Origin of the sequence: Pedobacter sp. HDW13, assembly GCF_011303555.1 — a bacterium.
Classification (GTDB): Bacteria; Bacteroidota; Bacteroidia; order Sphingobacteriales; family Sphingobacteriaceae; genus Pedobacter.
Window position 1 is genome coordinate 4,229,863 of record NZ_CP049868.1, and the last position, 23,999, is coordinate 4,253,861.

38 protein-coding genes and 1 tRNA gene are annotated in these 23,999 nt (G+C 37.5%); 24 read left to right on the top strand and 15 right to left on the bottom strand.

What is annotated here, in order from left to right:
• Nucleotides 1-6: 6 nt before the first annotated feature.
• The 11 genes from G7074_RS17940 to G7074_RS17990 form a co-directional block, all read right to left on the bottom strand.
• Nucleotides 7-921 (bottom strand): exopolyphosphatase, encoded by a 915-nt coding sequence (locus G7074_RS17940; RefSeq protein ID WP_124562276.1) that lies wholly within the window; start codon nucleotides 919-921, stop codon nucleotides 7-9.
• A 172-nt stretch (nucleotides 922-1,093) separates the two neighbouring features.
• Nucleotides 1,094-1,810: a DUF72 domain-containing protein gene (locus G7074_RS17945; RefSeq protein ID WP_166210276.1), complete on the bottom strand. Its 717-nt coding sequence runs from the start codon at nucleotides 1,808-1,810 to the stop codon at nucleotides 1,094-1,096.
• 168 nt (nucleotides 1,811-1,978) lie between these two features.
• Nucleotides 1,979-3,142 carry a molecular chaperone DnaJ gene (dnaJ, locus tag G7074_RS17950; RefSeq protein WP_124562278.1) on the bottom strand — a complete coding sequence of 388 codons (1,164 nt, stop codon included), beginning with the start codon at nucleotides 3,140-3,142 and terminating at the stop codon, nucleotides 1,979-1,981.
• A gap of 153 nt (nucleotides 3,143-3,295) precedes the next feature.
• Nucleotides 3,296-3,877: a nucleotide exchange factor GrpE gene (locus G7074_RS17955; RefSeq protein WP_166210279.1), complete on the bottom strand. Its 582-nt coding sequence runs from the start codon at nucleotides 3,875-3,877 to the stop codon at nucleotides 3,296-3,298.
• 128 nt (nucleotides 3,878-4,005) lie between these two features.
• The gene (locus G7074_RS17960) at nucleotides 4,006-4,689 is read right to left on the bottom strand and encodes a cell division ATP-binding protein FtsE (RefSeq protein WP_124562280.1); all 684 of its coding nucleotides are present in this window, start codon (nucleotides 4,687-4,689) and stop codon (nucleotides 4,006-4,008) included.
• A gap of 1 nt (nucleotide 4,690) precedes the next feature.
• A complete protein-coding gene (locus G7074_RS17965) occupies nucleotides 4,691-4,894 on the bottom strand; it encodes a hypothetical protein (protein ID WP_057932355.1) in 204 nt (67 codons plus the stop codon).
• 51 nt (nucleotides 4,895-4,945) lie between these two features.
• Nucleotides 4,946-6,889 (bottom strand): gliding motility-associated C-terminal domain-containing protein, encoded by a 1,944-nt coding sequence (locus G7074_RS17970; protein WP_166210282.1) that lies wholly within the window; start codon nucleotides 6,887-6,889, stop codon nucleotides 4,946-4,948.
• Nucleotides 6,890-6,976: 87 nt separating this feature from the next.
• A complete protein-coding gene (locus G7074_RS17975; RefSeq protein WP_124562282.1) occupies nucleotides 6,977-7,402 on the bottom strand; it encodes a hypothetical protein in 426 nt (141 codons plus the stop codon).
• A 24-nt stretch (nucleotides 7,403-7,426) separates the two neighbouring features.
• Nucleotides 7,427-8,440 carry an acyl-CoA reductase gene (locus G7074_RS17980; protein WP_124562283.1) on the bottom strand — a complete coding sequence of 338 codons (1,014 nt, stop codon included), beginning with the start codon at nucleotides 8,438-8,440 and terminating at the stop codon, nucleotides 7,427-7,429.
• Nucleotides 8,441-8,577: 137 nt separating this feature from the next.
• Nucleotides 8,578-8,895 carry a helix-turn-helix transcriptional regulator gene (locus G7074_RS17985; protein WP_166210285.1) on the bottom strand — a complete coding sequence of 106 codons (318 nt, stop codon included), beginning with the start codon at nucleotides 8,893-8,895 and terminating at the stop codon, nucleotides 8,578-8,580.
• The gene (locus G7074_RS17990; RefSeq protein WP_166210288.1) at nucleotides 8,885-9,643 is read right to left on the bottom strand and encodes a helix-turn-helix transcriptional regulator; all 759 of its coding nucleotides are present in this window, start codon (nucleotides 9,641-9,643) and stop codon (nucleotides 8,885-8,887) included. The genes G7074_RS17985 and G7074_RS17990 overlap by 11 nt, the downstream gene beginning before the upstream one ends.
• A 276-nt stretch (nucleotides 9,644-9,919) precedes the next feature.
• Between G7074_RS17990 and G7074_RS27655 the strand changes: the two genes are divergently transcribed.
• From G7074_RS27655 to G7074_RS18085, 21 genes are all read left to right on the top strand, one after another.
• Nucleotides 9,920-10,048: a hypothetical protein gene (locus tag G7074_RS27655; protein WP_255456742.1), complete on the top strand. Its 129-nt coding sequence runs from the start codon at nucleotides 9,920-9,922 to the stop codon at nucleotides 10,046-10,048.
• 21 nt (nucleotides 10,049-10,069) lie between these two features.
• Nucleotides 10,070-10,345: a helix-turn-helix domain-containing protein gene (locus tag G7074_RS17995; RefSeq protein WP_166210291.1), complete on the top strand. Its 276-nt coding sequence runs from the start codon at nucleotides 10,070-10,072 to the stop codon at nucleotides 10,343-10,345.
• A 225-nt stretch (nucleotides 10,346-10,570) separates the two neighbouring features.
• Nucleotides 10,571-11,149: a hypothetical protein gene (locus G7074_RS18000; protein WP_166210294.1), complete on the top strand. Its 579-nt coding sequence runs from the start codon at nucleotides 10,571-10,573 to the stop codon at nucleotides 11,147-11,149.
• Nucleotides 11,150-11,334: 185 nt separating this feature from the next.
• The gene (locus tag G7074_RS18005) at nucleotides 11,335-11,865 is read left to right on the top strand and encodes an ERF family protein (protein WP_166210297.1); all 531 of its coding nucleotides are present in this window, start codon (nucleotides 11,335-11,337) and stop codon (nucleotides 11,863-11,865) included.
• Nucleotides 11,801-12,367, top strand: a complete 567-nt coding sequence (locus G7074_RS18010) for a hypothetical protein (RefSeq protein ID WP_166210300.1) — start codon at nucleotides 11,801-11,803, stop codon at nucleotides 12,365-12,367. Before G7074_RS18005 ends, G7074_RS18010 begins: the two co-directional genes overlap by 65 nt.
• Nucleotides 12,368-13,009, top strand: a complete 642-nt coding sequence (locus tag G7074_RS18015) for a hypothetical protein (RefSeq protein WP_166210303.1) — start codon at nucleotides 12,368-12,370, stop codon at nucleotides 13,007-13,009.
• A complete protein-coding gene (locus tag G7074_RS27985) occupies nucleotides 12,990-13,403 on the top strand; it encodes a DUF1367 family protein (RefSeq protein ID WP_166210306.1) in 414 nt (137 codons plus the stop codon). Before G7074_RS18015 ends, G7074_RS27985 begins: the two co-directional genes overlap by 20 nt.
• Before the next feature lie 21 nt (nucleotides 13,404-13,424).
• Nucleotides 13,425-13,781, top strand: coding sequence for a hypothetical protein (locus G7074_RS18025; protein ID WP_166210309.1), 357 nt, complete (start codon nucleotides 13,425-13,427; stop codon nucleotides 13,779-13,781).
• 267 nt (nucleotides 13,782-14,048) lie between these two features.
• Nucleotides 14,049-14,789 carry a DUF6291 domain-containing protein gene (locus G7074_RS18030; RefSeq protein ID WP_166210312.1) on the top strand — a complete coding sequence of 247 codons (741 nt, stop codon included), beginning with the start codon at nucleotides 14,049-14,051 and terminating at the stop codon, nucleotides 14,787-14,789.
• Complete coding sequence (locus tag G7074_RS18035; RefSeq protein WP_166210315.1) at nucleotides 14,790-15,848, top strand: hypothetical protein; 1,059 nt, start codon at nucleotides 14,790-14,792, stop codon at nucleotides 15,846-15,848.
• A gap of 2 nt (nucleotides 15,849-15,850) precedes the next feature.
• Nucleotides 15,851-16,210 (top strand): hypothetical protein, encoded by a 360-nt coding sequence (locus G7074_RS18040; protein ID WP_166210318.1) that lies wholly within the window; start codon nucleotides 15,851-15,853, stop codon nucleotides 16,208-16,210.
• Between the two features lie 213 nt (nucleotides 16,211-16,423).
• The gene (locus tag G7074_RS18045; protein WP_166210321.1) at nucleotides 16,424-17,431 is read left to right on the top strand and encodes a phosphoadenosine phosphosulfate reductase family protein; all 1,008 of its coding nucleotides are present in this window, start codon (nucleotides 16,424-16,426) and stop codon (nucleotides 17,429-17,431) included.
• Nucleotides 17,432-17,544: 113 nt separating this feature from the next.
• Nucleotides 17,545-17,615, top strand: a tRNA-Asn gene (locus tag G7074_RS18050).
• A gap of 217 nt (nucleotides 17,616-17,832) precedes the next feature.
• Nucleotides 17,833-17,982, top strand: a complete 150-nt coding sequence (locus G7074_RS18055; protein WP_166210324.1) for a hypothetical protein — start codon at nucleotides 17,833-17,835, stop codon at nucleotides 17,980-17,982.
• Nucleotides 17,969-18,868, top strand: a complete 900-nt coding sequence (locus tag G7074_RS18060; protein WP_205944088.1) for a DNA cytosine methyltransferase — start codon at nucleotides 17,969-17,971, stop codon at nucleotides 18,866-18,868. Before G7074_RS18055 ends, G7074_RS18060 begins: the two co-directional genes overlap by 14 nt.
• A gap of 2 nt (nucleotides 18,869-18,870) precedes the next feature.
• On the top strand, nucleotides 18,871-19,080 hold the full coding sequence (locus G7074_RS18065; protein ID WP_166210327.1) for a hypothetical protein: 210 nt from the start codon (nucleotides 18,871-18,873) through the stop codon (nucleotides 19,078-19,080).
• Entirely contained in the window at nucleotides 19,070-19,234 is a 165-nt protein-coding gene (locus G7074_RS26745) for a hypothetical protein (protein WP_205944089.1), read from the top strand. Before G7074_RS18065 ends, G7074_RS26745 begins: the two co-directional genes overlap by 11 nt.
• 5 nt (nucleotides 19,235-19,239) lie before the next feature.
• Nucleotides 19,240-19,488 carry a dUTP diphosphatase gene (locus G7074_RS27990; RefSeq protein WP_370526652.1) on the top strand — a complete coding sequence of 83 codons (249 nt, stop codon included), beginning with the start codon at nucleotides 19,240-19,242 and terminating at the stop codon, nucleotides 19,486-19,488.
• Complete coding sequence (locus G7074_RS18075) at nucleotides 19,433-19,837, top strand: hypothetical protein (protein ID WP_166205931.1); 405 nt, start codon at nucleotides 19,433-19,435, stop codon at nucleotides 19,835-19,837. The genes G7074_RS27990 and G7074_RS18075 overlap by 56 nt, the downstream gene beginning before the upstream one ends.
• Nucleotide 19,838: 1 nt before the next feature.
• The gene (locus tag G7074_RS18080; protein WP_166210330.1) at nucleotides 19,839-20,195 is read left to right on the top strand and encodes a hypothetical protein; all 357 of its coding nucleotides are present in this window, start codon (nucleotides 19,839-19,841) and stop codon (nucleotides 20,193-20,195) included.
• Nucleotides 20,164-20,430 carry a hypothetical protein gene (locus G7074_RS18085; protein ID WP_166210333.1) on the top strand — a complete coding sequence of 89 codons (267 nt, stop codon included), beginning with the start codon at nucleotides 20,164-20,166 and terminating at the stop codon, nucleotides 20,428-20,430. The genes G7074_RS18080 and G7074_RS18085 overlap by 32 nt, the downstream gene beginning before the upstream one ends.
• On the opposite strand, the gene G7074_RS18090 is transcribed toward G7074_RS18085, so the two are convergent.
• Nucleotides 20,427-20,645 (bottom strand): hypothetical protein, encoded by a 219-nt coding sequence (locus tag G7074_RS18090; RefSeq protein WP_166210336.1) that lies wholly within the window; start codon nucleotides 20,643-20,645, stop codon nucleotides 20,427-20,429. The two genes, G7074_RS18085 and G7074_RS18090, sit on opposite strands and share 4 nt — an antisense overlap.
• A 67-nt stretch (nucleotides 20,646-20,712) precedes the next feature.
• Between G7074_RS18090 and G7074_RS18095 the strand changes: the two genes are divergently transcribed.
• A complete protein-coding gene (locus G7074_RS18095; protein WP_166210338.1) occupies nucleotides 20,713-21,012 on the top strand; it encodes a hypothetical protein in 300 nt (99 codons plus the stop codon).
• An 85-nt stretch (nucleotides 21,013-21,097) separates the two neighbouring features.
• On the opposite strand, the gene G7074_RS18100 is transcribed toward G7074_RS18095, so the two are convergent.
• The 3 genes from G7074_RS18100 to G7074_RS18110 all read right to left on the bottom strand — a co-directional run bounded on the left by G7074_RS18100 (nucleotide 21,098) and on the right by G7074_RS18110 (nucleotide 22,831).
• The gene (locus G7074_RS18100; protein WP_166210341.1) at nucleotides 21,098-21,811 is read right to left on the bottom strand and encodes a hypothetical protein; all 714 of its coding nucleotides are present in this window, start codon (nucleotides 21,809-21,811) and stop codon (nucleotides 21,098-21,100) included.
• A gap of 395 nt (nucleotides 21,812-22,206) precedes the next feature.
• Nucleotides 22,207-22,605 carry a type II toxin-antitoxin system HicB family antitoxin gene (locus tag G7074_RS18105; RefSeq protein ID WP_166210344.1) on the bottom strand — a complete coding sequence of 133 codons (399 nt, stop codon included), beginning with the start codon at nucleotides 22,603-22,605 and terminating at the stop codon, nucleotides 22,207-22,209.
• Nucleotides 22,606-22,651: 46 nt separating this feature from the next.
• Nucleotides 22,652-22,831, bottom strand: coding sequence for a type II toxin-antitoxin system HicA family toxin (locus tag G7074_RS18110; protein WP_166210347.1), 180 nt, complete (start codon nucleotides 22,829-22,831; stop codon nucleotides 22,652-22,654).
• Nucleotides 22,832-23,034: 203 nt separating this feature from the next.
• On the opposite strand from G7074_RS18110, the gene G7074_RS18115 reads away from it, so the two are divergent.
• Nucleotides 23,035-23,448: a recombination protein NinG gene (locus tag G7074_RS18115; protein ID WP_166210350.1), complete on the top strand. Its 414-nt coding sequence runs from the start codon at nucleotides 23,035-23,037 to the stop codon at nucleotides 23,446-23,448.
• Entirely contained in the window at nucleotides 23,448-23,930 is a 483-nt protein-coding gene (locus G7074_RS18120; protein ID WP_166210353.1) for a hypothetical protein, read from the top strand. Before G7074_RS18115 ends, G7074_RS18120 begins: the two co-directional genes overlap by 1 nt.
• The last annotated feature ends 69 nt before the right edge of the window (nucleotides 23,931-23,999 follow it).

Genomic DNA, 23,999 nt, shown 5'->3' on the forward strand with positions numbered 1-23,999 from the left:
ATTTTTTTATATCTGGCTAGCCAAAACGCCCATTTTTAGATCATAGGTAGAAAGCGTAAGCCGGTTTATTTTACAACGCCCTAAAACATAATTCGTAATTAAGGTGGCAATTACAATCATATCTACCCGTAGCGGAATAATTCCCGGCATTTCTGCTCTTTGCTGGTGAGTAGAATTGATTAGTTTTATGGATGTTTCTATGTAATCGTCATAGTTAAACAGAAAGGTCTTGATTTGAGCAATATCTATAGCCTGGTTATGTTTTCGGGTAACCAGTTCCGCAAAAGTTTCGAATGCACCAGCCGAACCAATTAAAATTTGTGGTTTATATTTTTCACAGATTTCGAAAAGATCTGTCAATTGTTCCTGAATGTGAAAAAGTATGGCTTGTTTATCTTCGTCAGAAAGGGGATCAGATTTAAAGAACTGTTGCATCAGGCGTGCTGCCCCAATGTTATAGCTTTTTTTCCAGATCAATTGTTCCTCGTTGCAGAGAATAAACTCTACGCTGCCACCACCAATATCCATAATTAACGATAACTCTTGTATGGCTCCACTCAATTTTACGCCCTGGTAAATTAATTCTGCCTCTTCATCGCCGCTAATTGTTTCGATGCTGATACTTGTTGTCATTTTAACGGCTTCCACAAAATCGTTTCCATTTTCAGCGCTTCTAACTGCCGAAGTTGCAGTTGCCCTTACTCGATCGACATTATAATCAGCAATAGTATTTTGAAAGGTTTTAAGGCAGTTTATGCCTCTTTCAAATGCAGCTGGGATAATAACGTTATCATTAATCCTCCCTTCGCCCAGCTTAACAGGTACATTGGTTTTGTACAGAATTTCAAATGCAGTTGCATTTACTTCTGCAATAAGCAGGTGGAAGGTGTTGGTGCCCAGATCGATTACAGCAATGCGCATAATATTAGGTTTGTGAAAACAAAAGCAAAAGACCTTCGGTGCTGCAAGGCCTGCCATCCGTTAAATTTTGTTATTGTTGGTGCTAAATTAAGGTTCGTATAACAAAATATCATGATCAACAGGTTTATTTTATTTCAGTTTTGCGCTTAATTATATAACATAGACTGAATGTTTATTTTACAGCCAGCTGCAATTGTTTGGCATTATGCAGTGCAGCTGTGCCCCAGGTATTGTTAAAATAAACAAAAACCTCCTTAAAGTTTGCTTTAATTTGCCTAGGGAAAGTATCAATCAATGCTTTATCATATTCCGATTTGTAAAGTACGGGTTTATCATGAAAGCGATAATACACCTTATCCATGTTTTGGATTACCGTATCGGGTAGGACAGCGGGATAACTTTGACCGCTAAAAATGATATGACTTTGAGAAAGTTCCTGATAAATTTCCTCGTTAAACCAGCTCAGGTGACGAAACTCTACCACATTCTGAAAATCGGAATTTAGATTTTCGGTCAGATTGGCCAACCGACCGGAAGTGTATTCAAATTTGGGTGGGAACTGGAATAATATACAGCCTATTTTTTCTTTTAGGCCTGATTGAACAGCTGCATAAAAATCGTTAATGAGCGTTTTACAATCATTAAGCTGTTTGTAATGTGTAATTAAACGTGGAGTCTTAATGGTAAATACAAAGTCATCAGGACTTTCATGGTACCATTTGTCGAATGATTTTTGAGTTGGCATTTTATAAAAGGTAGAATTGATTTCTATCGTATTAAAATGCTCACAATAATACTTAAACCAATCTTTTTGCGCCAAACCTTTCGGATAGAAAACTTCTTTCCACTCGCGGTAATAAAAACCAGAACAACCAATTCTCCACTTCATTTACAGAGAACAGGTTATGTGGCAGAAAGGTTTATTAGAAACGAAAATAGTGGCAGATTACATAAAGTGAATAATTATTACTCGTCCTTTCGAATCGAAATTACGTCTTGAAAACAAACAAAAAAACCGATGCTTGTGACACCGGTTTTTAAATTTATGTGGAATTAATTACTCAAAATATTCTTTCATTCTTTCGAAGAAGCTCTTATCGTTTTTGCCAGGCTGTGGCTTAAAGTTTGGAGATTCGCGTAATTTCTCTAAAGCACTGCGTTCATCGCTACTTAGCGCTTTAGGTGTCCAGATGTTGATGTGGATAATCTCATCACCTCTGTGGTAAGAGTTCACTTCTGGTAAACCTTTGCCTTTTAAACGCAATAGCTTTCCGCTTTGGGTACCCGGATCAATTTTAATTTTGGCTTTACCATCAATTGTAGGTACTTCTATGCTCATTCCTAAAGCAGCATCTACAAAACTTAAATGTAAATCGTAAACAATATTGTTGCCTTCACGTTTTAAGGTCTCGTGTGGAGTTTCTTCAATTAAGATAATCAGATCGCCCGGAATACCGCCGTTTGGCGCTGCATTTCCTTTGCCACTCATGCTCAGTTGCATGCCTTCGCTTACACCAGCAGGAATGTTAATGGTAATGGTTTCTTCGCCACGTACCACACCGTCGCCATGGCAAACATTACATTTAGCAGTAATTTGCTGACCGCTTCCATTACAGGTAGGGCAGGTCGATGCAGTTTGCATCTGGCCTAAAATAGTATTGGTTACCCTGCGTACCTGGCCGCTACCACCGCATGTACCACAGGTACTTACCGATGATTTATCTTTTGCACCAGAACCATCGCAGGTTTTACATACAATCAGTTTATTAACCTTAATTTTCTTTTCAGCACCGTGCGCAATCTCTTCAAGTGTTAATTTAACCTTAATGCGCAGGTTTGAGCCTTTGGCTACACGTCGGCCGCCACGTTGCTGACCACCACCGCCGCCACCAAAAAAGCTTTCGAATGGATTATGACCACCAAAAATATCTCCGAAATTACTGAAGATATCATCCATGTTCATATTGCCACCACCGTAACCACCAGAGGCACTACTGCCTACACCGGCATGGCCAAACTGATCGTAACGCTGTTTTTTCTCCGGGCTGCTTAAAACTTCGTATGCTTCTGCAGCTTCTTTAAATTTATCCTCAGCGGCTTTATCTCCCGGATTTTTATCTGGGTGATATTTGATCGCCATCTTACGGTAAGCTTTCTTTATCTCGTCAGCAGCTGCGCTTTTGGTTACGCCTAATACGTCGTAATAATCTCTTTTACTCATTTTCTTTATAAACGTTAAAATGTTTGAAGGTTGAAACGTTTAACGTTCACGTACCAAACAAACATTCTCTTCATTATTTCATAGCTTGGAACCAGTTGCTGAAATTGCTGTTTACAACATTCCAACCTTTAACCTTCCAATTTTTCAATTCTTCTAAGCTCCAACTACTACTTTAGCAAAGCGGATCACATTATCATTTAAAGTATAACCTTTTTCAACCTCGTCAATAACTTTACCCTTTAATTCTTCGGTAGGGGCAGGGATATTGGTAATGGCTTCGTGGAAATCTGTATTAAAAGGCTGGCTGATGCTTTCCACATCTTTTAAACCTTTTTGTGCCAAAGTGTTTTTCAATTTGGTGCTAACCAATAAAACGCCTTCTTTAACCGGAGCAACCTCACTAGCGCTTTCCATGGCTTTTAATGCACGGTCAAAATCATCTAAAACTGGTAAAAGCGAAACTATTACATCTTTACCAGCGGTTTGTAATAACTCTATGCGTTCTTTTTGTGTACGGCGTTTGTAATTGTCAAACTCAGCATATAAACGTAGATATTTATCGTTAAGTTGTTGAACTTCTGCTTGTAATTTTTCTTCAGCAGTTAGTTCCGGAGCCTGCTCAGTTACATTTGCAGCGGCATCAGTATTTTCTACATTTTCGGTAGTATTTTCTGATGTATTTTCAGTATTCATTATATTTTCTTCTTTATCGTTATTTTTCTTCTTATTAAACATAATACCAGGCTGAATTTTTTTGTGTTAATCTCAACTATTTTGCCACAAACGGAAATCAGCCAAGCTGTCAGATTTATTTGTATTTATCTGAACAGTTTGGCTGATTAGCTGACGGATGTCAGAATTTTTTATGCTATTTGTGCATCTTCGTGAACAATGCCATTTTCGCATTTGATAATACGCGATGGGAAAGTACGGATGATGTGGTAATCGTGTGTGGCCATTAAAACAGCTGTTCCGGCCTGACTGATTTGCTTTAATAAGGTTACAATTTCTTCCGAAGTTTCGGGATCTAAGTTACCTGTCGGTTCATCGGCCAGTATAATTTCCGGATCGTTTAACAATGCCCTTGCAATTACAATACGTTGCTGTTCACCACCCGAAATTTCGTGTGGCATCTTTTTGATCTTCGAGCGTAAACCTACTTTGTCTAAAACATCTTTTATACGCTCGTTAATTAGCTTTTCGTCTTTCCAACCAGTGGCTTTGAGTACAAATTCGAGGTTTTTTTCAATCGTCCTGTCGGTAAGTAGCTGAAAATCCTGAAAAACTACACCCAGTTTACGACGTAAGAAAGGCACTTGGCTTTCTTTCAGGTTTTTAAGATCGAAACCTGCAATGTTGCCCTCACCACTGCCAATATGTAAATCGCCATATAATATTTTAAGCAAACTACTCTTGCCCGAACCGGTTTGACCGATTAAGAATATAAATTCGTCTTTTTCGATGTGTAAATTTACGTTTGAGAGTACCAGATGTTTCTGTTGAAAAACATCAACATTGCTTAAATGAATTACTGCGTTACCTGTCATGTTATATTTCTAATTTTGCAATCTGCCCAAAAGGCAGGTCTTTAACCATTTCCATAATGTATTCTTGTTTGTCGCCCAAGCCCAGTTTTTCCAGCGATTTATCGGGTCTGTCGACCCTAAAATAAGCTAAAAGCGTAAACTTGTCATCTCTTAGCTGTACGTAATCCGGAATTTTGGCTATGCCTTTAACTTTAACGATATACATTGTGCTCAAAAATAGCATTTCCAAATGATAAGCGAAAGTATGAAGCCCTTTTTATCTGACCAACATGAGCCAGCCCGTATAGGTTTGAAAATCTTCGTTTAAATAAACTGAATAATAATACACTGCAGGTGGAAGTTCTTTTCCGTTCATTTTACCATCCCAGGGCTTAAATGGCCCTGTACTTTGGTAAACCAGGTTCCCAAAACGATTGATAATTCTGATAACCGGATTAGGGAATGACGCTGCTGCGGGTATATTCCAGGTGTCATTTACATTATCGCCATTCGGAGAAAAAGTATTGGGAATAACTACTTTGGGATAAACAGTTATGTTAACTTGGTCGCTACTGCTGCTGCAGCCTGAATTTGAAGTAGCGTGTAAAGTGTAGGTGATATCGCGCGGTGGTGTAGCAACGGGGTTCAGTTTAGTTGGATCATCAAGATAATCGGCCGGTGTCCATAAATAGGTAACATCCCCAGAAACCTTCCCATTTAGTGTTATTTTTTGCCCGTTAACGATTTTTTGATCCACTCCGGCATCTGCCATAGCATTTTTATTTACATTAATGGTTATTTGCGCCGTTTCAGAGCATGCGCCATTGGTAACTTTTACAGTATAGGTTGTGGTTTCGGTTGGTGAGGCAACAGGGCTAGCGCTTTTGGGATCTGAAAGACCGTTTGCCGGCTGCCAAAGATACTCGGTGCCACCAGATGCTGCTAACTGGATTGATTTACCCTCGCAAATAGTAGCTACTTGTATGTTGGTGATAATCTGTACAGGATCGTAAATCAGCACATTGGTTGATGCGTTTGCTGAACAACCATTTGCAGAAACAGTTACCGTATATTCGCCTTCCATGGCTTTAGTTGCATTAATGAGTAAGGGGCTTTGTGCTGTTGATGTAAAACCGTTTGGCCCGGTCCAGCTGTAGCTAGTACCGCCTGATGCATTTAGTTGAATGGTGTTTCCAAGACAGAAAGGGCCAAATTTTTCGGCTTTGGCAATGGGCAGTGGATTTACGGTTACGGTTATTGGAGCTGATACCGCCCGACAGTTCACTTTATCTATATTGCCGTTTATTGCCGTAATTAAGCGGTATTGATAAGTGCCTGCTGGCTGATTTAAAAAGTTAATTGTCGCTTGTTTTGTAGTTGAAGCAGGAATATCAACCCAGCCAGTGCCCTTGTTTTCCTGCCACTGATAAACCGGATTGGTATATTCTGGCGAGATATTGGCATTTACGGTAAAGCTACTGGTAGTCCCCTCACACATACTTAATGATACATTATTGAGATTAAAAAAAGGAGTGATACCGGGGCCGCAAGCCTGTACGGTAATATCGTCGAGTGCAAAATCATTACCGCTATTAGTCTGCGTGTCGTTTATCAGTTGCAGCGTTACAGTAGAATTGTTGCCGTTGCTAAAATCAAGTGAATATTGGTGCCATCTTCCATCAGCTATTACATTCTCGGTTGATGTACTGCCCAAAAGATTGCTATTGGGGTCAGTTACCTTTAAAATCATATTGGGTGGTTGCGCATTTGCTGCGGCCGAGTTGGCATTGAGTACCCAGATTGATAACCTTAAAAGTGTATTAGGGCAGAGATCATCCATTTTTTGCTCAAAAAATACCGTTTTGGTAGCTACACCATCAATTAAAAGCATTAAACCATTGCTATCGCCGGTATGGTCTGCGTGAGGTTGCCAGTAAATAGGGTAGGGGTTGCCCGGAGTAGCTGGTGTTTTAACCAAGCCTGATTGATTTGGCGCTAAAGCTCTTGAATTTGGCCCCGGAGGTCCCATGAAAGTGGTAAATGTAGTTGCACCAGGTGCATATTGGGCTAAAGGACCATACCAGTTATCGGTATTATTACCCTGTCCAAAGGTCTGGTTAATTAAAGGTTGACCAAAAGTACCTGTACATACCTGTGCCTTAGCAAAATTTGCAAATAGGAAAATGCAAAGAAAGGATAGCGCTTTTATGAAACAATACATCTACTGGCTCAGGTCAATTAGCGAATATCTAAATAAAAAACTATAATTCAATTTAAATATTAACTAGCTTTTTGACCAGTTTATCAGCTATTTGTCTATAATAAAATTGGTTAGATAGTTTGAGATGTTATTTGATATAATAGGATTAAACAGGAAGAATTTTGTCTCTACCTTTCGCTTTTTTAGTGATTTGTAAGCCGCTATAAAATGTTTTAGCTCTTCTGTAGTTAAGGATGAAAATGCATTATAGACGGTGAAATTTTTAAAATCCTGAAAATTTAATTTTGCCTTTGTTTTCTCAAGTTTATCGTTAGTCCATTTATTTTTTTTAGAAATATTATCAATTTGAGAAATACAGGAACTTTCGAACAGCACTTTATAACTACTAACTTCCATTAGTTCATCTATTAGAAGCTTGTTAGAATTTGTAGGCTCTGCCATGGCTGGAGGGCCTTGAGCTTTTACAATTGAAAACGTAAAAATAAAAAAGGCGATGAGCAGTAAATTTTTCATAAATTAAAATTAATGCAAATAAGTTTAAAATCTATTCAAAAACTCAATTGTATTTACATTATCTGCATAATCCCAAAGTTTTGGGTGTTGGCTTTGGCCGAAATCAAAACTGGCTACATTTATTGGAGATTTGGTAACCACGCATTGAATATCTGCTGCTTTATCTTTCAGTTTATCTTCTACATCTTGCAGGTTTTCGTATTCTTCGTAATAAAGCACTGCTAAAGGCGAAGCCAGGCTTTCATCTTCTTTTAACAATAAAAAGCCATTATCGAAATGTTTTGCAGCATTTACCAGATAAATAGATTTATTGTAATCGTAATTGTTTTGGTATTTAAAGTGGTTAATAATTTGGTTATTGCTTTCAATACCTTCGTATAAATGGGCAATATCATAACCTTTAGGGAAATATACTTTCGAAACATTCCTGCACCCTAATCCAAAATAGTCGAAAATATCGGCTCCTAAGTTTTGGATATCTTCCCTGCTTTCGGTTCCATCCAAAACAGCAACGCTGTTTCTGTTTTTGCGGATAATGTTGGGTACTTTGCTAAAATAGTAATCAAAATATCGTGATGAATTATTACTTCCTGTGGCAATAACTGCATCAAAATATTTTAAACGCTCTACATATTCAATATTGTCAGCAAACGCAGGCTCAATCTTAACCAACTCTGCCAGTACGGTTTTAATCAGTTTATCGTCAGATGAAGAAAGTTTAATGAGTGCAATGTTTCCGGTAGCTAAAACGCTTAAAACATCATGTAAACCCACCAAAGGTATATTGCCGGCAAGGATTAAGCCCACCTTTTTAGGCGATGTACTAAACCTTGCCGATTCGAACCAAAGAGCTAAATCGGCCTCATTCAGCATAGCTGCAAAAGATAAAACAGATTTTTTTATATTTTCTTGAGTGAACCATGCATTGGCACTTTCGGCACTATAAAGTGCATTTCCTAGTATGTCAGTAGGGTTTGTAAGCTTTTTGCCTAGTTCACCAAACGCGATTATTGCTTTTTCTTGAGTTAATGCTGACATATTTAGAATTATTATTAATTGATTATATCTTATATTTGCAGCGCAAATATTTGAGTGCTCGCTATTGGTTATTTAAAGTATTTAAAATCAGTCTTTTAACTGTTTTTGTTTTTGGGCTGGTGTAAGTATGGTGTAAGTTATAGCTTCTTTGTCAAGTAATCTACTTTAGCCTTTAATGCTAGAATATCCGCTTTCATGGCCGATATATCCGTTACTGTTTTATTGTCTTCCTTGTTTTCAAATTCCTTCCCTAAGCCATTGCAAATGTAATGCGGTAAGGCTTTATACTTCTTGTATAAGTCGGAAAGTAGGGAGGCTGGAATTTCAACTAATCCGTTTTCCATTCTGCTAACATAGGACTGCTGAATGTTGAACTCGGCAGCAAAATCAGTGCTGCTGATTTTAAGTTTTTTTCTAACCTCCTTTAGTCGGATTCCTTGATTTTTATCTGGCATTTCTCCGTGTGGGTTTAGATATGTTAATAACGCTATACAATTCCTTTACGTCATCCAGTAAGAGATCTTCATCCGGATAGAGATCTTTGTTCGGATTTAAAGATTTTATAGTTATGATACCTTGTTCAATATCTTTATGATGGATTCGTTTTACTATTATGCCTAACTTTTTGTGTACGATTATCCAATTGTCAACTCTGTGAGTATGGAGTTTGCTTGTCCAATGATGGCGTTGTAAATAGCTGCCAGTTACAATATTTCCCTCTAATATGCTTTCGGACGTTCCATTGTCCATACTGTCTCCTAATACTTCAAACGCCCTATATAGTCCTCTATGGTGTTTGAAAACGTTAATTGCATGCTTTGGTAATTCTTCCACGTATTCTACATCTTGATAATTACCCAGGTAGCCAGCGTAGGCATATTCTTGAACTAAAGGAACAAGCATTAAGTAATTTCCATCTCCTAGATCGATGTAAGGAGATTCGCTATTTGGCTCTAATGGGTAATGGATTTCCGCTAAATGTTTGGCGTTAGCCGTTGGTTTTGGTACTTGTTTCGTTTTTTTGTGATTGCTCGGTTCGATATCTAAGCCTAAAGCTTTCTTTATTCTGTATGAGACATCTGCACTAATTCCGCTTTTGCCGGATATAATTTTACTTAGGTTGCCTTTATCAACCTCGATCAAATCAGCTAACTCTTTCTGTGAGAGATTGTTTTGGAGTCTGTATGCTTCAAGGGGGTGCATAAAAATACAAATGTTAATAACTTGTTAATAACTAAAACGTTGTAAAAGTTGTAATGATTGATATAGTTGTTACATTTGCATTGTCAATAATGTAAAACAACTCAACAAAGTTAACAAAATTAACAAGTAATACAACATGAATTATAAAATAATTTCTGAAAGGCCACCTCGTAGGCCGAATTTCACAAAAACGTTACGTCTTTTGGCTAAAAAAGGAGGTGGAATATCGTTCGAGGGGCATGTAGTGCAGGGCATAGCGGTACTATAAAAAGTACTATGAGTAGGCTAAAAGCTAAAGAGAACTTAGAATTTACTTCAGAAACGGATGGAGATAATGTAAAAGTTTGGTTTGTACCTGCTGTTGAAGAGGCCGAGAGCGAAAAAAATTTGTCTGAAAAGTTGTAAATGTTGTAATAATAGTAGTTAATGAAAGGACTTGCAATAATTGAAGCGGAAGAGCTAGACGGCCTAAAAAAATCGATTGAAAATCTGGAGCAGTTGGTAATCAAAATGGCAGATAAAGTCAAGCAGTCTGATCCTTTGATGGACTCAATAGAAGTTCAGCAATATCTCAAAAAAGGGAGTACCTGGGTCGACAATAATAAGCATAAAATAGGATGCAGTAAGGTAGGTGGTGAGTGGAGATTTAGAAAGAGTGTGGTAGATGCCTATGTGCAATCTACTTTCCATAAAGACAGATAATCCCAAATGCGTTATCCGATGATCGCAATCGGATGGGAGCAAATTTTACCTATTAAACCAAACAAATAGGAGGCGATAATGTGAGCGCCAAATCTCATGTCTGTAGGCAACAGTAGCCCAGCCCTAAATTAAGGGATTGGATTGAAAGGAGCGAAGATTAGCCGTCTTGTATGCCTATGGTAGTGTTAACTATCTTTTAGCGTCAATAGGTGTGTGCCTATTCTGATGAAGCAAAAGCAGAAACGTGTTTATATGAAAATAACTTTGATCGATTTTGATAAGGTTGGCTTTGATTGTAATTACAAATATGTAACACCAGATATGAGTGATGACGATGATCCTTTGATTTTTCTCGTAGACTCTTCAGACTTTCTACAGTTCGTTAATGAGAACAATCTAAACGAATTACAAACGGATGTCGATGAGTTTCGAAAAACTGATGATTGGGACTATTTAATTGACTACTGGATAGAAATCAAAGACAGGTATTGGAACGAAATTGTAAAACCGGATTTAGATAAAATCTTTAGTGATATGGATAAATTAAAAGTAAATGTAACCCACGATCTGGAAATCTCTGTAAAAGAGGTGGCCGGACTATTTAGCTCTATGAGCCCATTAGAGCAGGCCGAATTTTTCAACGAAATAGGGGCTAATGTAAAGGATTGGAATCAGCCTTTTTCTTTTAGCCTACAGGCGTTACAATGGGTAATGAATAATAATCCGTGTTTAACACAATCTGGTAAGCAGATGATGCTTGAAATAGGGTTGCTAGCAAAAGAAAGCGAGGTAAAGGATGTGTAGTACAGTATCTACAGAAGAAAAACAGAGAATTTATAACAATCTTTTAAAGAACCACATTAAGCCCGATCCATCAAGCGAACGGGCTTTTGTTTTACTGCATATTCTTAGGATTGCTATTCGAGATGTAACAGTTTGGCTAACTGTGATGGCTTTTATCGCTTTGGTTGCATTTCAATTTTTATAACATGGAAAGCCTAAGTATATACGAGAAAATTGATCTCGTGAAAGCTAAAGTAGGAAAGCTGACCAAAGACACGACTAACCCTTTCCATAAATCTAAGTATGCTGATATAAATCAGCTCATAGAGTTAACAGATCCGTTATTAAGGGAGCAGGGGTTGATGTGCCTGCAACCTGTTTTGGACGGCAATCTGGTGACTCAGATCATAGATGTTAAATCTGGAAATATGATAACGTCATCGCTTGAGATCCCAAAAATATTAGATCCCCAAAAGATCGGTGGTGCAATAACCTATTTCCGGAGGTACACTTTAAAATCGTTGCTTAATCTGCAAGAAGAGGATGACGATGGCAATAAGGCTTCTGGCAGAGAGAAAGAGCCGCAAGCAGATAAAGATAATAGGCCGTGGTTAAATCAGAAGCAGTTTAACCAGGCGCTGATAAGAATTAAAAATAAAGAAGAGGGAGTTTATGAAAAAATCAACAAAGCTTTCAGAATCAAAAGCGAATATAGAGATAAGCTCAAAGCAGCCTGATCTCTCGGTGTTAAACTTGTTTTTAGAGGAGAAATCTGAATTGCCAATTATCCCCATTAACAATAAATCACTTTTAACTACAACTAAAGGCGAGCTATTAGAGCTAAACTCAAAAATTATCCAAAATGTAAATGACGGGGTAATTGATGGTGTCGATGTAAAAATTTTTGCGAAAAAAGGAGAGATGTTTTTTAAAGCCCTAAATGATGGGCTAAAAGGGATAGTTAAACTGCCTCAAGAAAAAGATTATAAACGTCACGGGTGTAATCTTTCCCTTAGAAATTCGGGGGTTGTTTATAACTACAGTGTCTGTGGGCATCCGGATTTTGATGAGCTAAATTTTAACGCTACTGATGCTAAATCTAAGCTAACTGAATTACAGGCAAAATTAAAGCCTATTGAAAAGGAAACCGAGTTTGTGAACGAGGACACTGGAGAGACTTTTATGGTGCAACCTCCAGCGCAAACAGGCGGTAAATCAATTGTAGTAAAGATTGAGTAGATGGATCAAGTGAGCTATGCTTTTTACCCAACGCTATTAGATAGCTTTGTGTACTACAAAAAGACTGAAGAGTTAAACAAGTTTGTTGAGCTCATCGATAAAATAAACAGAGTTAAGGTCGAGCGTCATAATGGCCTTTCAAAGGGAATTGCGTTTGAAAATGTCATTAACAATTTAATCGATAATCGGTCTACCGTTAACGACTTCAATCTGGAGCTGGTGCATTCTATAGTGTCTAAACTAAAAAGATGCACCAGCAAACAAAAGAAGCTAGAGACAGTAATTGATAGCCCATACGGAAAAATAAAGCTTTACGGAATCTTCGATTATGAGTTTCCGCAAATGTATGCGGATCTGAAGACTACAGAGAATTATTCATTCGGGAAATATGATGACCACATTCAGCATAAAATGTGCTCATTAATCTGTAAAAACAACGGAGCTCCGATAGAGCAGTTTAATTATGTCATCACAGATTTTAAGTACTGGTACATAGAAAACTACAAATGTACAGATAGCTTGCATGATGATCTTATGTATGAAATTTATGATTTTATAAGCTTCATCAACCATTACAAGCATTTGATAACTAATAATAAGATTTTCGGGGGAGATGGTGTAAATGAAATTATCCTTAGTTAAACAGTTAAATAACACTTTTAAGGTTGCTTTTGACTCGGATTACGAGAAGCTTCAAAAGATCAAACCTAACGAAATGGTTGAGTGCGAAATCACAAAGCCGAGGAACTATAAGTTTCACAAAAAATTCTTTGCCCTAATCAATCTAGTTTTCGACAATCAGGAGATTTACCAGCATTTAGATGACCTCAGGCACGACTTGATCGTCGAGTCTGGTTACTTCGAAAGTAGGCCAAATCTTTACGGAGAAGAGATTAAAAAACCCAAAAGCATATCATTTGCTAAAATGGATGAATATGAATTTAATGAGCTGTATTCTGCTGTCTTAGACACCATTATAAAGCACTTTAATTTCGATAGGCAGGATATAATAGACAACGTAGAACAATTTTTTTAAACAAACAATAATTTAATTAGAATGGCTGGAATTAGCACAAAAATTAACCTTGCAGGGCTTAAGCACTCGGTTAGAGAAATTAAAGGACAGGGTGGCAAAATGGTTAAATGCCTGGTTATTCCTATAGAAATAAATAACCTTTATCAAGGCGAAAAAGGCGTTTATTTGGATCTGGAGGGATTTGAAATAAGAAACAAAGTTGGCGATTCCAAAGATACCCATTTAGTAAAGCAATCTTTGCCAAAAGAGCTTTACAACAAGCTTACTGATGAACAGAAAAAAGCTATTCCGCTATTAGGTTCTCATATCTTATGGGGTGGTGGTATTGGCGATGCTCAAATAAATGAGCAGAATGAGGATGATGATTTGCCGTTTTAATTATGGTTAAAGATCTAACGCCCGATCAGGAGCAGTACATACGGGATAAGTATGGCTATTTCTCTGATCGGGATTTAGCTGATTTTCTAAATGTAAAGGTTTGGGTTGTGATCAATTTCAGATCCAAACACAACCTAACAAAGAAAAGTAATCAGGTTGTTTATGAGGTGGATGCAGAGGGAGAAATATTTGCCCTTGCCAAACTTTGCTCAAGTAATCTGAATTTCTGGGTTAGAGACGCTGCTCATAGGAGATTAAAGCTCCTACATGAAAACCTACAATTATTATAACCAAACAATTCTAATGGCAGAAAATAAAAGATCCTTTCTACTTTATGCCGACCTTTTACATACAGTTAAGAAAATGCCGCTTGAACAGGTTGGCAAGCTTTTGATTGTTATGCTGGAGTATGTAAATGACTTAGATCCCGTCATAAATGACCTGATGATTGAGCTTGTGTTTGAGCCAATAAAGCAGCAAATGAAGCGAGATTTAGTTAAGTGGGAAGCGATAAAAGAGAAGCGCTCAAATGCTGGTAAGGCTTCAGCTGAGAGCAAGAAAGCGCAAAAAGAACTCCAACAAATGTCAACAAATTCAACACTTGTTGACACGTGTCAACACGAGCCAACAAAATCAACTGTAAATGATACTGTTATTGATACTGTAAATGATACTGTAATTAATGATATTATTAAAACCTCAGTTGTACCAACTGAGTCGATAGATCCTCAGAAATTTATTGATGCTTTTAACGATATAGCTGGTAGAAAGTTTAGAGTAACTCAAAAAATAAAAGACTCACTAAAAGCCAGGTTAAAAGACTATACCAAAAAGGAAATCTTTAAAGCAATGAAAAACGCCCATAAAGATCCCTATCATAAAGAGAACAATTTTCAATACCTAACTCCGGAATTTATACTAAGGCCGGATAAGATTGAGAGGTTTTTAAATTATGATCCTGCAAAAGACAAAAGCGCACCTAATTTATTTTACCAAACAACTAACTAAATGCTAAAGAGAATATCATCCATTAAGGATAGGGTTGAGGAGCTAAGAGAGAAAGGCGTGCAGAAAGGTGATGATACTGGTTTTAAATGTTTGGATGAATTATATAGCGTTAAGCAAGGTACTTTTACGATATTTCAAGGCGCTCCGACTCATGGAAAGAGTGAGGTGATCTTTGAAGTGTTGATGAACCAGGCAACTAAATATGGTAAAAAGTCTTTAGTGCTTAGTCCAGAGTCTGGTAACGCTGAAGAGATTACTTTGGAGCTTATTCATAAATACCTCAAGAAATCTCCCTATAAATCAAATCCTTATTCAACGTGTACGGAGAAAGAATTTAATTCAGCTTTTAATTGGGTTGACTACCATTTTGTAATTGCGGATGATGACGAAAAAAGCTATTCGTTTGATGAGCTTATCGCCGAAGTCGATGAGTATGAGGCTGAATATAAAACTGTATTTGAGCTGTTAATGGCTGAACCTTGGAACGAACTTAATCACAAGCTTGCTTTGCAGGAAAATAGCGGTAGGCAAGATTTGGCAATTGAGGATGAGTTAACAATGCTACGACAGTATAATAAGAAAAAGGATAAGCACACTTTTCTTAGTTTCCACCCCTCAAATCAACAACTCATTTACGATAAAGATAGTGGTACAAGCTTCTACGCGATGCCAAAAGCTCGTGAGGCTGCTGGTGGTCAAGCTACTTTAAGAAAAGCTTTTAGTTGGATTAATATTTGGAGGCCGCCTGTAGGCTTAATAGATCCAGAATTTGATAGGCCATATCTGGAGAACGAGTTGATTGTGCAGGTTGAAAAATCTAAACCAAAAGGTGTAGGTAAAAAAGGTATCTGTAGGCTTTTCTTTGATTGGAAAGGCAATAGGTACTATGAAGAAATTAACGGCAATATCTCTTATGCTTTCGAGCATGAAGAGAAAGTTCAGACAGTTCGGCCAATAACGGCAATACAGCCAAACATAGAGTTTGATAAGCCTTTTACTAAAGAGATAATTATACGGCCTACGCCACTAGATGAGTATGATGATGATCCACCGTTTTAATTATGACAAATACCGAAAAACATTTTTATGAGTTATCGGAGATTTATTTAGCGGCTTATCAGGATCATACACGCCCGTCAATTCTGGCGATGATGATGATGGGGGTTGTTGTTGAGATGCGAAGCGATATCGCTCTCTATCTTAAGAAAAACCCTAATTCAGTTGATAAGGTTAAAAAGCAACAGGATCGAATAAAAATTTTAGTTGAGTGCCTCGATGCTTTTACGGTCGCTACCGATAGAAATCTCCAGATAACTAAAATCCTTACAGGATACTACGACAGAGAGAAGAGTCTTAGAGAGGAAAACGAAAAACTATCAGCGGAATTAGCCGCAATTAAGAAAGCTTTAGAAAATGATTAGGCCATCAGAAGAGTTTAACATGGCTGCTGATAAGGTTGTTAAGTTCATGCTCAGAATGCAGCCAAATACTAAGGTGTATGTATCGGATGTGAAAGTTAATGATAAGCAGCTATTCATTGAGCTGGTAAAGCATTACATAGATCTATTTCATGATGCCAGCTTTAGTGATGATTACAAAATTATTTACAAACAATACCCAATCCCAGAAATACCATGCAAACAAAATTCTTTCTCGAAAACGGAATGATAAACTATGATAAATACATTGTTTATTTTTCTGGTGGTAAAGACTGTACAGCGGCTTTTTTGAGGCTCTTAGAAATGGGAATACCTAAGGATAAAATTGAGCTTTGGCATCATAATATTGACGGAGAGATAGGAAAAGATCCAAAATTCATGGACTGGCCTGTAACACCAGCGTATTGCCAGGCATTTGCGGATGCATTTGGAGTGAAAATTTACTTTTCTTGGAAGCAAGGAGGCTTTATGAGGGAGATGCTCAGAAATGAAAGCCTGACTGCTCCAACATCATTTGTAACTCCAGATGGTGAAATTATTACTGTTGGAGGGGTTTCTGGTGATCCGTCTACACGTGAAAAATTTCCACAAGTATCAGCGGATCTATCTGTGAGGTGGTGTTCTGCTTATTTAAAAATTGATGTTGGGGCTTGTGCTATAAGGAATCAAAAAAGGTTTAAAAACCTAAATATCTGTACCATATCTGGAGAGAGGGCTGAAGAAAGTACTGCGAGAAGCAAATATGCAGATTTAGAGCCTGACAGATCTGATTTACGTAATGGAAAATCATTTAAGAGACTAGTTGACCGCTGGAGGCCAGTAAAAGGATGGACTGAATCTCAAGTATGGGAAATAATAAAAAGGCACAGGGTTAGAGTTCATCCGTGTTACTATTTAGGATGGGCGCGATGCAGCTGTATGTTTTGCATTTTTGGTAATGCTAATCAGTTTGCTAGCGCTAAAGAAATAAATCCAAAAGGTATGCTTTTAGTTGAATCATTCGAAAAAAAGTTCGGAGTTACAATCAAGCGAAATATGAGCATAAATGAGTTAAGGGCTCTAGGATCTCCATACAAGGCAATCACGAAAGAATTGGCTATGCAAGCGATGTCATTAACTTACGATCAACAAATAATAATGCCCATAGATGAAATTTGGAAGCTGCCAGCTGGTGCTTTTGGAGAAAGTTGTGGGCCAACATAAAAATAATTATCCATATATGAATAATTTGCATAATTCAAATAAAGAATATATCTTTACAGAAGATAAGAGAGAGGGATGTGAGGTTGATGTGTGAGAGAGATGTGAGGGGTTTAAAGGACGTAGAATAATGGTAGTTCGGTAGCGTGTTAAGTTATCGGTGTTGGTTCGAATCCAGCCGTCTTTGCAGGAAAAGGGAATGGCCATTGTGTAGATTGGTATAGTGTGAATTAGGGTGTCATTCCCCATCCATTTAAAGTGTAACTCATGAGAGGGAGTTAATGTAGGATAGATTAAAAAAGAGGCGTGAGCCGATATGGTTTAAAGTCCTAATCATCCAGATCAAAGCAGTGTGCAGTTCTTGCCGCTGCTTTTTTTTTGCCAAAATTTAAAATTCAAATATTATGTTAAATCAAATCGAGGATCTTAAACAAGAGATCAAAAAATTGAAATTACAAGTTCAAGAGGTTGCTGATGAGTATCTGTGTCGGGTAGAGGGCAAGAAATTTGATGTTAAGGCTTTTGATATGGCTGATCGTAATGGTGAGCAATAGTTACATTCCAACAGCAAAGGGATATTTTTCTGGTTGTGGTGGTGCTGAAATCGGGATGATGCAGGCTGGAGTAAATATAATTCAGTCCTTAGATTTAGATCAGGATGCAACTGAATGCATGTCATTGAATAAGCACTATTTCAATCATAGTGTTTTACAGGAGGATATATGCGTTAAGCGTGTATGCGATCAGCCTGACTCTGACATTATCATTGGCACTTACCCGTGCACAAAGTATTCAACGATTGCCGATATTCACGGCACAAGAACCGGAGATGATCTGTTTCTGCATTTCTTTAGGCATATAGCTATTAAAAAGCCTGAGATGTACGTTGTTGAGAATGTGCCAGGGATGAAAAAGTTTGACGTGGTTATGGAGGCAATGACTAAGTTGCCAGATTACTATGTTAACGTATTTTGCCCTGTAGAGGCTACCAATTGGCTACCTCAAAAGAGAAACAGATTAATATTGATCGGAACTCGAAAACCGTTTTATATATTCCATCCTGCACAGATTGGATCTAGGCCAAAGATTAAGGATCTAATTGAGTCTAATCCGGTTTATGATATGCCTGATTATGTAGTGTCTCGAATTAACGGAAAATATCGGGATAGGCCTATAATTGTTGATCCAAACATTATTAATGCAGTAGCGCCTACGTGTGTAGCGCATTACGCTAAGGATCTGGGAACTCGTATGGTAGTTACGAATGATAACGAATACGGCTTAAGGCCTTTTTCAATTAGAGAGTATGCCAGATTACAGGGCTTTCCAGATGATTTTATTTTTCCAGACAAACGGAGCTCTTACAAACTCATCGGTAATGCCGTGCCCGTTCCTATGGGTAGATGGATAGGCGAGCAGGCAATGAGATACTTTAATTAAATATGGCAGATAATATTGAAACGCCAGCTTACTACGACAATTCAAAAGGCAGTCTTTATAAGATTGCCTCTGAAAGAAATTGGAGTCCATACACTTTTGATGTAGTGAAGCGCTTGGATCGTGGCGGCAAAAAAGATCCATTACCTCAAGAAATTAGAAAATCAATCGCTGTACTTCAGTTATGGCTTAAAGAATTAGAAAATGAAAGTTAAAGTTTTAAAGTTGCATCCCAATGCAGTAATCCCCAAATACGCTAAATCCGGTGACGCTGGATTGGACTTAACCGTTGTAGAGGTTGAGCATATTGGCGCTGGCATATTAAATACAGGTTCGGGTTATCATTTGAGATCCCTCAAGGATATGTAGGTTTAATATTTCCCAGATCCAGTATATATAAATTTCATCAAACGTTAACAAATTCTGTTGGTGTTATTGATAGCGGCTATCGCGGTGAGGTTAGTGCTATTATGCTGGCTAATATCCCTAATGCTCAGTACAAAATCGGGGAAAGGGCGGCTCAGTTAGTTATTTTGCCTTATCCGGAGATTGAACTGATTGAGGCCGATGAGCTATCTGAAACGGAGAGAGGTGATGGAGGTTTTGGATCTAGTGGTAAATAAAATGCAAAAATTAAGAATACAACCATTAACTGAGGCGAGGATGAGGGCGGTAGGCGAGAGCTATCGTATGCAGTATATTTTGTGTAGACTTTTGGATATTGAGTATAGCGACCAGCTTGATGTTAATTTTAGAAAGCCGGCTATACACAATCATATCCGAAGAGCTCAGGAGAGCATAAAGGCGGTGCATGAGCATAGTAAGCTATGTCTGGAAGTTGGCAAGGATGATAACATTTTAGAGTCGATGTGCGAGCTGCATGAGATTGTTAAGATGATTGCTCATTTAGATCAAAACCAGATCAAGGAAGTTTGTGAGGGTATGAGGTCAATGTTTGTAAAGGAGGCATAAGATGGAATTTAGTTCGGAGAAACTGTATAATAATACGGTTGTTAGAGGATATTATGACGGCAGGCATGTAGGCTTATTTGTCGTTTGGCCTTACCAAAACAAATATTTTGTTGCTTCTGGTTATAGAGGAGAGGAGCGAGAGTTTACAGACTATGATGAGGCCTATGCCTACATTACTCAAAGTATAAGCGCCAGGGTTTACAATCATTTGAAATCGGTTATTAACAGCAAAATAGATTGGATGATTGAGGGAGCTAATATTAGGCTAACCCGTAGAATACAGGGGCTTGAAAATAAATTTACCAAAGATCTAAAAGCGCTAGAAAATGGAGCAATGGGTAATATCTTACGGAAGTAATGTTTGTGAGCCTCAATTATTGAGTGAGGATGTTAAAAAAGATAATCCTGTGCTTTCTTTTGAATTTAAGGGCTCTCCCTTTAAAGTCGTATTCGATAATCGGAGCGACTACATAGCTTCCGCTTATCACACTAAAGTTAACGTAATTATTATTTCATCAAAAGGCAAGAAAACTCAAGGGGTTGCCGTAAACGTCAAAAAAAACTGGCCTAAAAAACTCAGGCCAGTTTTTTAATATTTTGTGAAAAATACCGTTTCTGGGAGTGCATTGTGCACCTGTCCATTTCCTGACTCAACTATCGCAACAGTAATTGGATGCCAAACATTGTCTAATTTAATTACATCTGATCCCCATTGATGAAAGAAGCCGCTCACTGGAACAGAATAATTTTGTACTTCGCCATTCAATAGATAGCTCTTAAAAGTTATTGGTTTCGGTTTATCTAACATATTTTTTTGAGTAAATATAAAAAATTAATTAATGATACTATTTTTGCATCCTTAAAAAAGCGCCCTTATGAAAACAAACAAATTTTTGCTAATCGTTTTAACCATGATTTTTGTTGCTTGTAAAAAAGAGCAAAACTCCACTCTATTTGGAACTTGGCTGTCACATGATCACGCCTGGCAATTCACAATTAAAAGCCTTAACGGCATTGGAGATAATAGTTTTAAAGTACATGGAATAATGCAGGATAGTCTAACATGGAGATCTGATCCAAACATTTACAAGTTTCAAATACTTCGTGTGAACCCGAAAACTCTTACTTTAAAATACAATTCTGATACTCTGTATTTTATACGTTTAAATAATTAATTATCGGCTAATAACCCGATAATTCGAAATATCGTGTATTCAGCCGATATTGTACGTTCTATAAGCATTGAAAGTTGTAAGCCAGTTAGTTGTACTTATCGGTATCTATACCACTACTGTTATCATACCTTTTTAATCTGTGTCGTTTCTTTGCATACTCATAGGCAGCTACAAACGCTACAAGACAAAGAGCTGTCAAAGGGATGATTAGTATAATTAAGTTACGGGAAGAGAGAAATTCAAAAGTAATTGAGTCGATTTTTTTGCTGGTTTTGTTCGTTACTATCAACGAACCAAATGCCGCGACCGATGCGCCTAGTACAGCTGTAGCAAGCGCGCTAGTAGAGGCTGCTGTAAATTTTCTTTCTTTTATCCTTTGTGCTTCAATGTCATTTGTTGAAGCTGCTACCGCGTTGACTTCTATTACTGGCTTCATCGCTTCAAGTGCTTTGCAATACAGCATTTTATTGGTTGGAGTTAAAAAAGAGTTTTCTAGCACTTCTTTAGTAAGTTGATCTAAAACATCAATCCAGTTTGCGATACTGCCTATTGAAACATCGTGTTTTCTTGCTGTGGCGTTGAATAGTGAGGTAACTGTATCTTGGTCTGGAGTTACGTTTGCGGCAATTAAAGGACGTATAGCGTACATAATCTCAGCATTTGCTAGCCTTATGTTTTCAGATATTTCCTTATTTATCTTTCTCTTAAAGATGCGTTCTGTTACTATATAAACGATAATACCACTAATAACACTTCCGACGATTCCGATAGTCCATGGATTATTAATAAATTCTAGCATTTTATTGTGAGTGTTGATTTAAATAAGTTGTGAATTTACGATTTTATTTAAAAATCTATAATCCGCAATCAATTCTATTCCCTATCTCAGCTATGTCGGCTGTGTATATTTCGGCCTTTGGGTTAAAATTGCCTGTCCACTGGCCATTCCGCTTAAACACAGTTCCCTGATAGTAACTGTTTATCATAACAAAATAGCCACTGCCGCCCCCTGATGGGGCAGATAATTCAACTAACTTAATATTATTCCCGAAAGCAGCTGAAAATATAATTGTGTCTGAAGCCATAAAGGCAATAATACTAAAAATATTAGTAATTAAAAAAGCCCGAGAGATTATCAAAATCAAGTCGGGCTTTTGTTGTCAAACAAATAACGGGTGTTCAATCCGTTTATCTTTATAGGGTAACAGTTTGTAGTTCTGCTGCAATTCTATGCAAACCCTCTTCAATTTTTCTCTTTTGCTCAATTCTAGGCTTTTTTAAACCAGACGCATAGTGTTGTAATTGCTTCTGGTTGATCCCTGTAATGCGTTCTAAAGCTGAATTTGTAAAAATCCCCTTATAGTATTCTAACAAACTTCTAACGTCAAATCCGTAAACTAAAGTATAGTCTCCCTTTAGTATCGATGGAATGTCTTTAGGATCATTGATCTCTTTGGTTATTCTAATCGCTTCAAGTATGGACTCTCTCGCTTCAGCTGGGGTATCTCCACCGCCATAAATGCCCTCTACATTTTCAGCGTATGCCGAATACATATCTGAGGATTTTTCGATTACAATTTTCACAGTTTTCATAGTAACATCTAATTCTTTTATAACAGTAATATCCTTTAAAGAGGGGCTATTTAAGCCCCATCTCTTTCTTAATCTTTGTTTCTAGTCCCTTACCAACTTCTTTTGCTCCGTGGTATGGTACTGGGTATTTCCTGCCATCTTTCTCATAGATGTAGTGACTACCCTCAGCCTTTAAATACTTCCAACCGTTTCGGCCTATTAAACGGTGTAACTCTGAACTCTTCATAGAACTAATTTTTGTTTGACGATATAAAGGTAGTAATATTACTACTCTTTTCCAAATGTTTTTGAATTTATTTATTAATTAAATTATACGTAATAGCGGTTGATAGTTTCACTTAACTGTATGAAAATCTTAAAACAGCAATATCAGTCAGATAAATATTATCCCTATATGGATAATTTACATAATTTGTTTATCTTCGTTCCATGAATGCTAAAGAGACCCAGAAGTATCAGAAAAAGCCTGTACCAGCGCTGATTAAGTTAGCCACAGAGTATTTTAATCGTTATGTGAGAAATAGGGATGCCGTTAATGGCCGCGTCAAATGTATTTCGTGTTCAACGCTTGTTCCTTTGTTAGGAGTTCATGCTGGGCACTACAGAGCGTCTACATTTGCTGCAACTAGATTTGATGAAAGAAATGTTAATGGACAATGTGCGCGTTGTAACACACATTTGCACGGCAATCTTATTGATTATAGGATTAACCTTATTGATAAAATTGGGCTGGAAGAGGTTGAGGATATTGAAATGATCTCTCGAATGCCTAGTAAATGGGATCGCTTTGATCTGATCGATATTATTATCAAGTATAAGGCAAAGTGTAAGGAGTTCGAATAGTGGAAAGCAGAAGAAAGTTTATCGTCATTGGGTGTGGCTCTGGTGGCTTTTCAGCTCATGTACAGCGTATGGGTGGGATAAGTTTCGGTAAATCTTTAGCTACCCAGATATGGCTAAATGAGGCTCGCAGTATCGAAAAAGAGATAGAAAAGGGGTTGTCTAGTTTAAACAAGTCTTATAACTGCGATTTTACACGAGATGTTATAGCTAAGTACGCTGTAGCTTTTCACAGATCAGAGTTAGCTATGATAGAGCTTATTCGTTCAATTGTTTCTATATCTCAATCATTAGGAGCGGATAGCTTAATGCAGTCTGCTGCCGAACAATTAAAACATCTGGGTAATAGAGGTAATTATGCCAGTGATGAATTAAAAAAGATGGTGGCATCAATTCAATTTGATAAAGCCAAACAGCCTAATAAGGGTATGTCAAAAAAAGGAGGACGAAAACAAAAAAATCGTTATCCATCACATTACAGATAATCATGAAAATATTTCTTTACGTTATTGTTTTAGTTATTGTCTCAGGCCTATTATTCTCTTGGTTTGAGA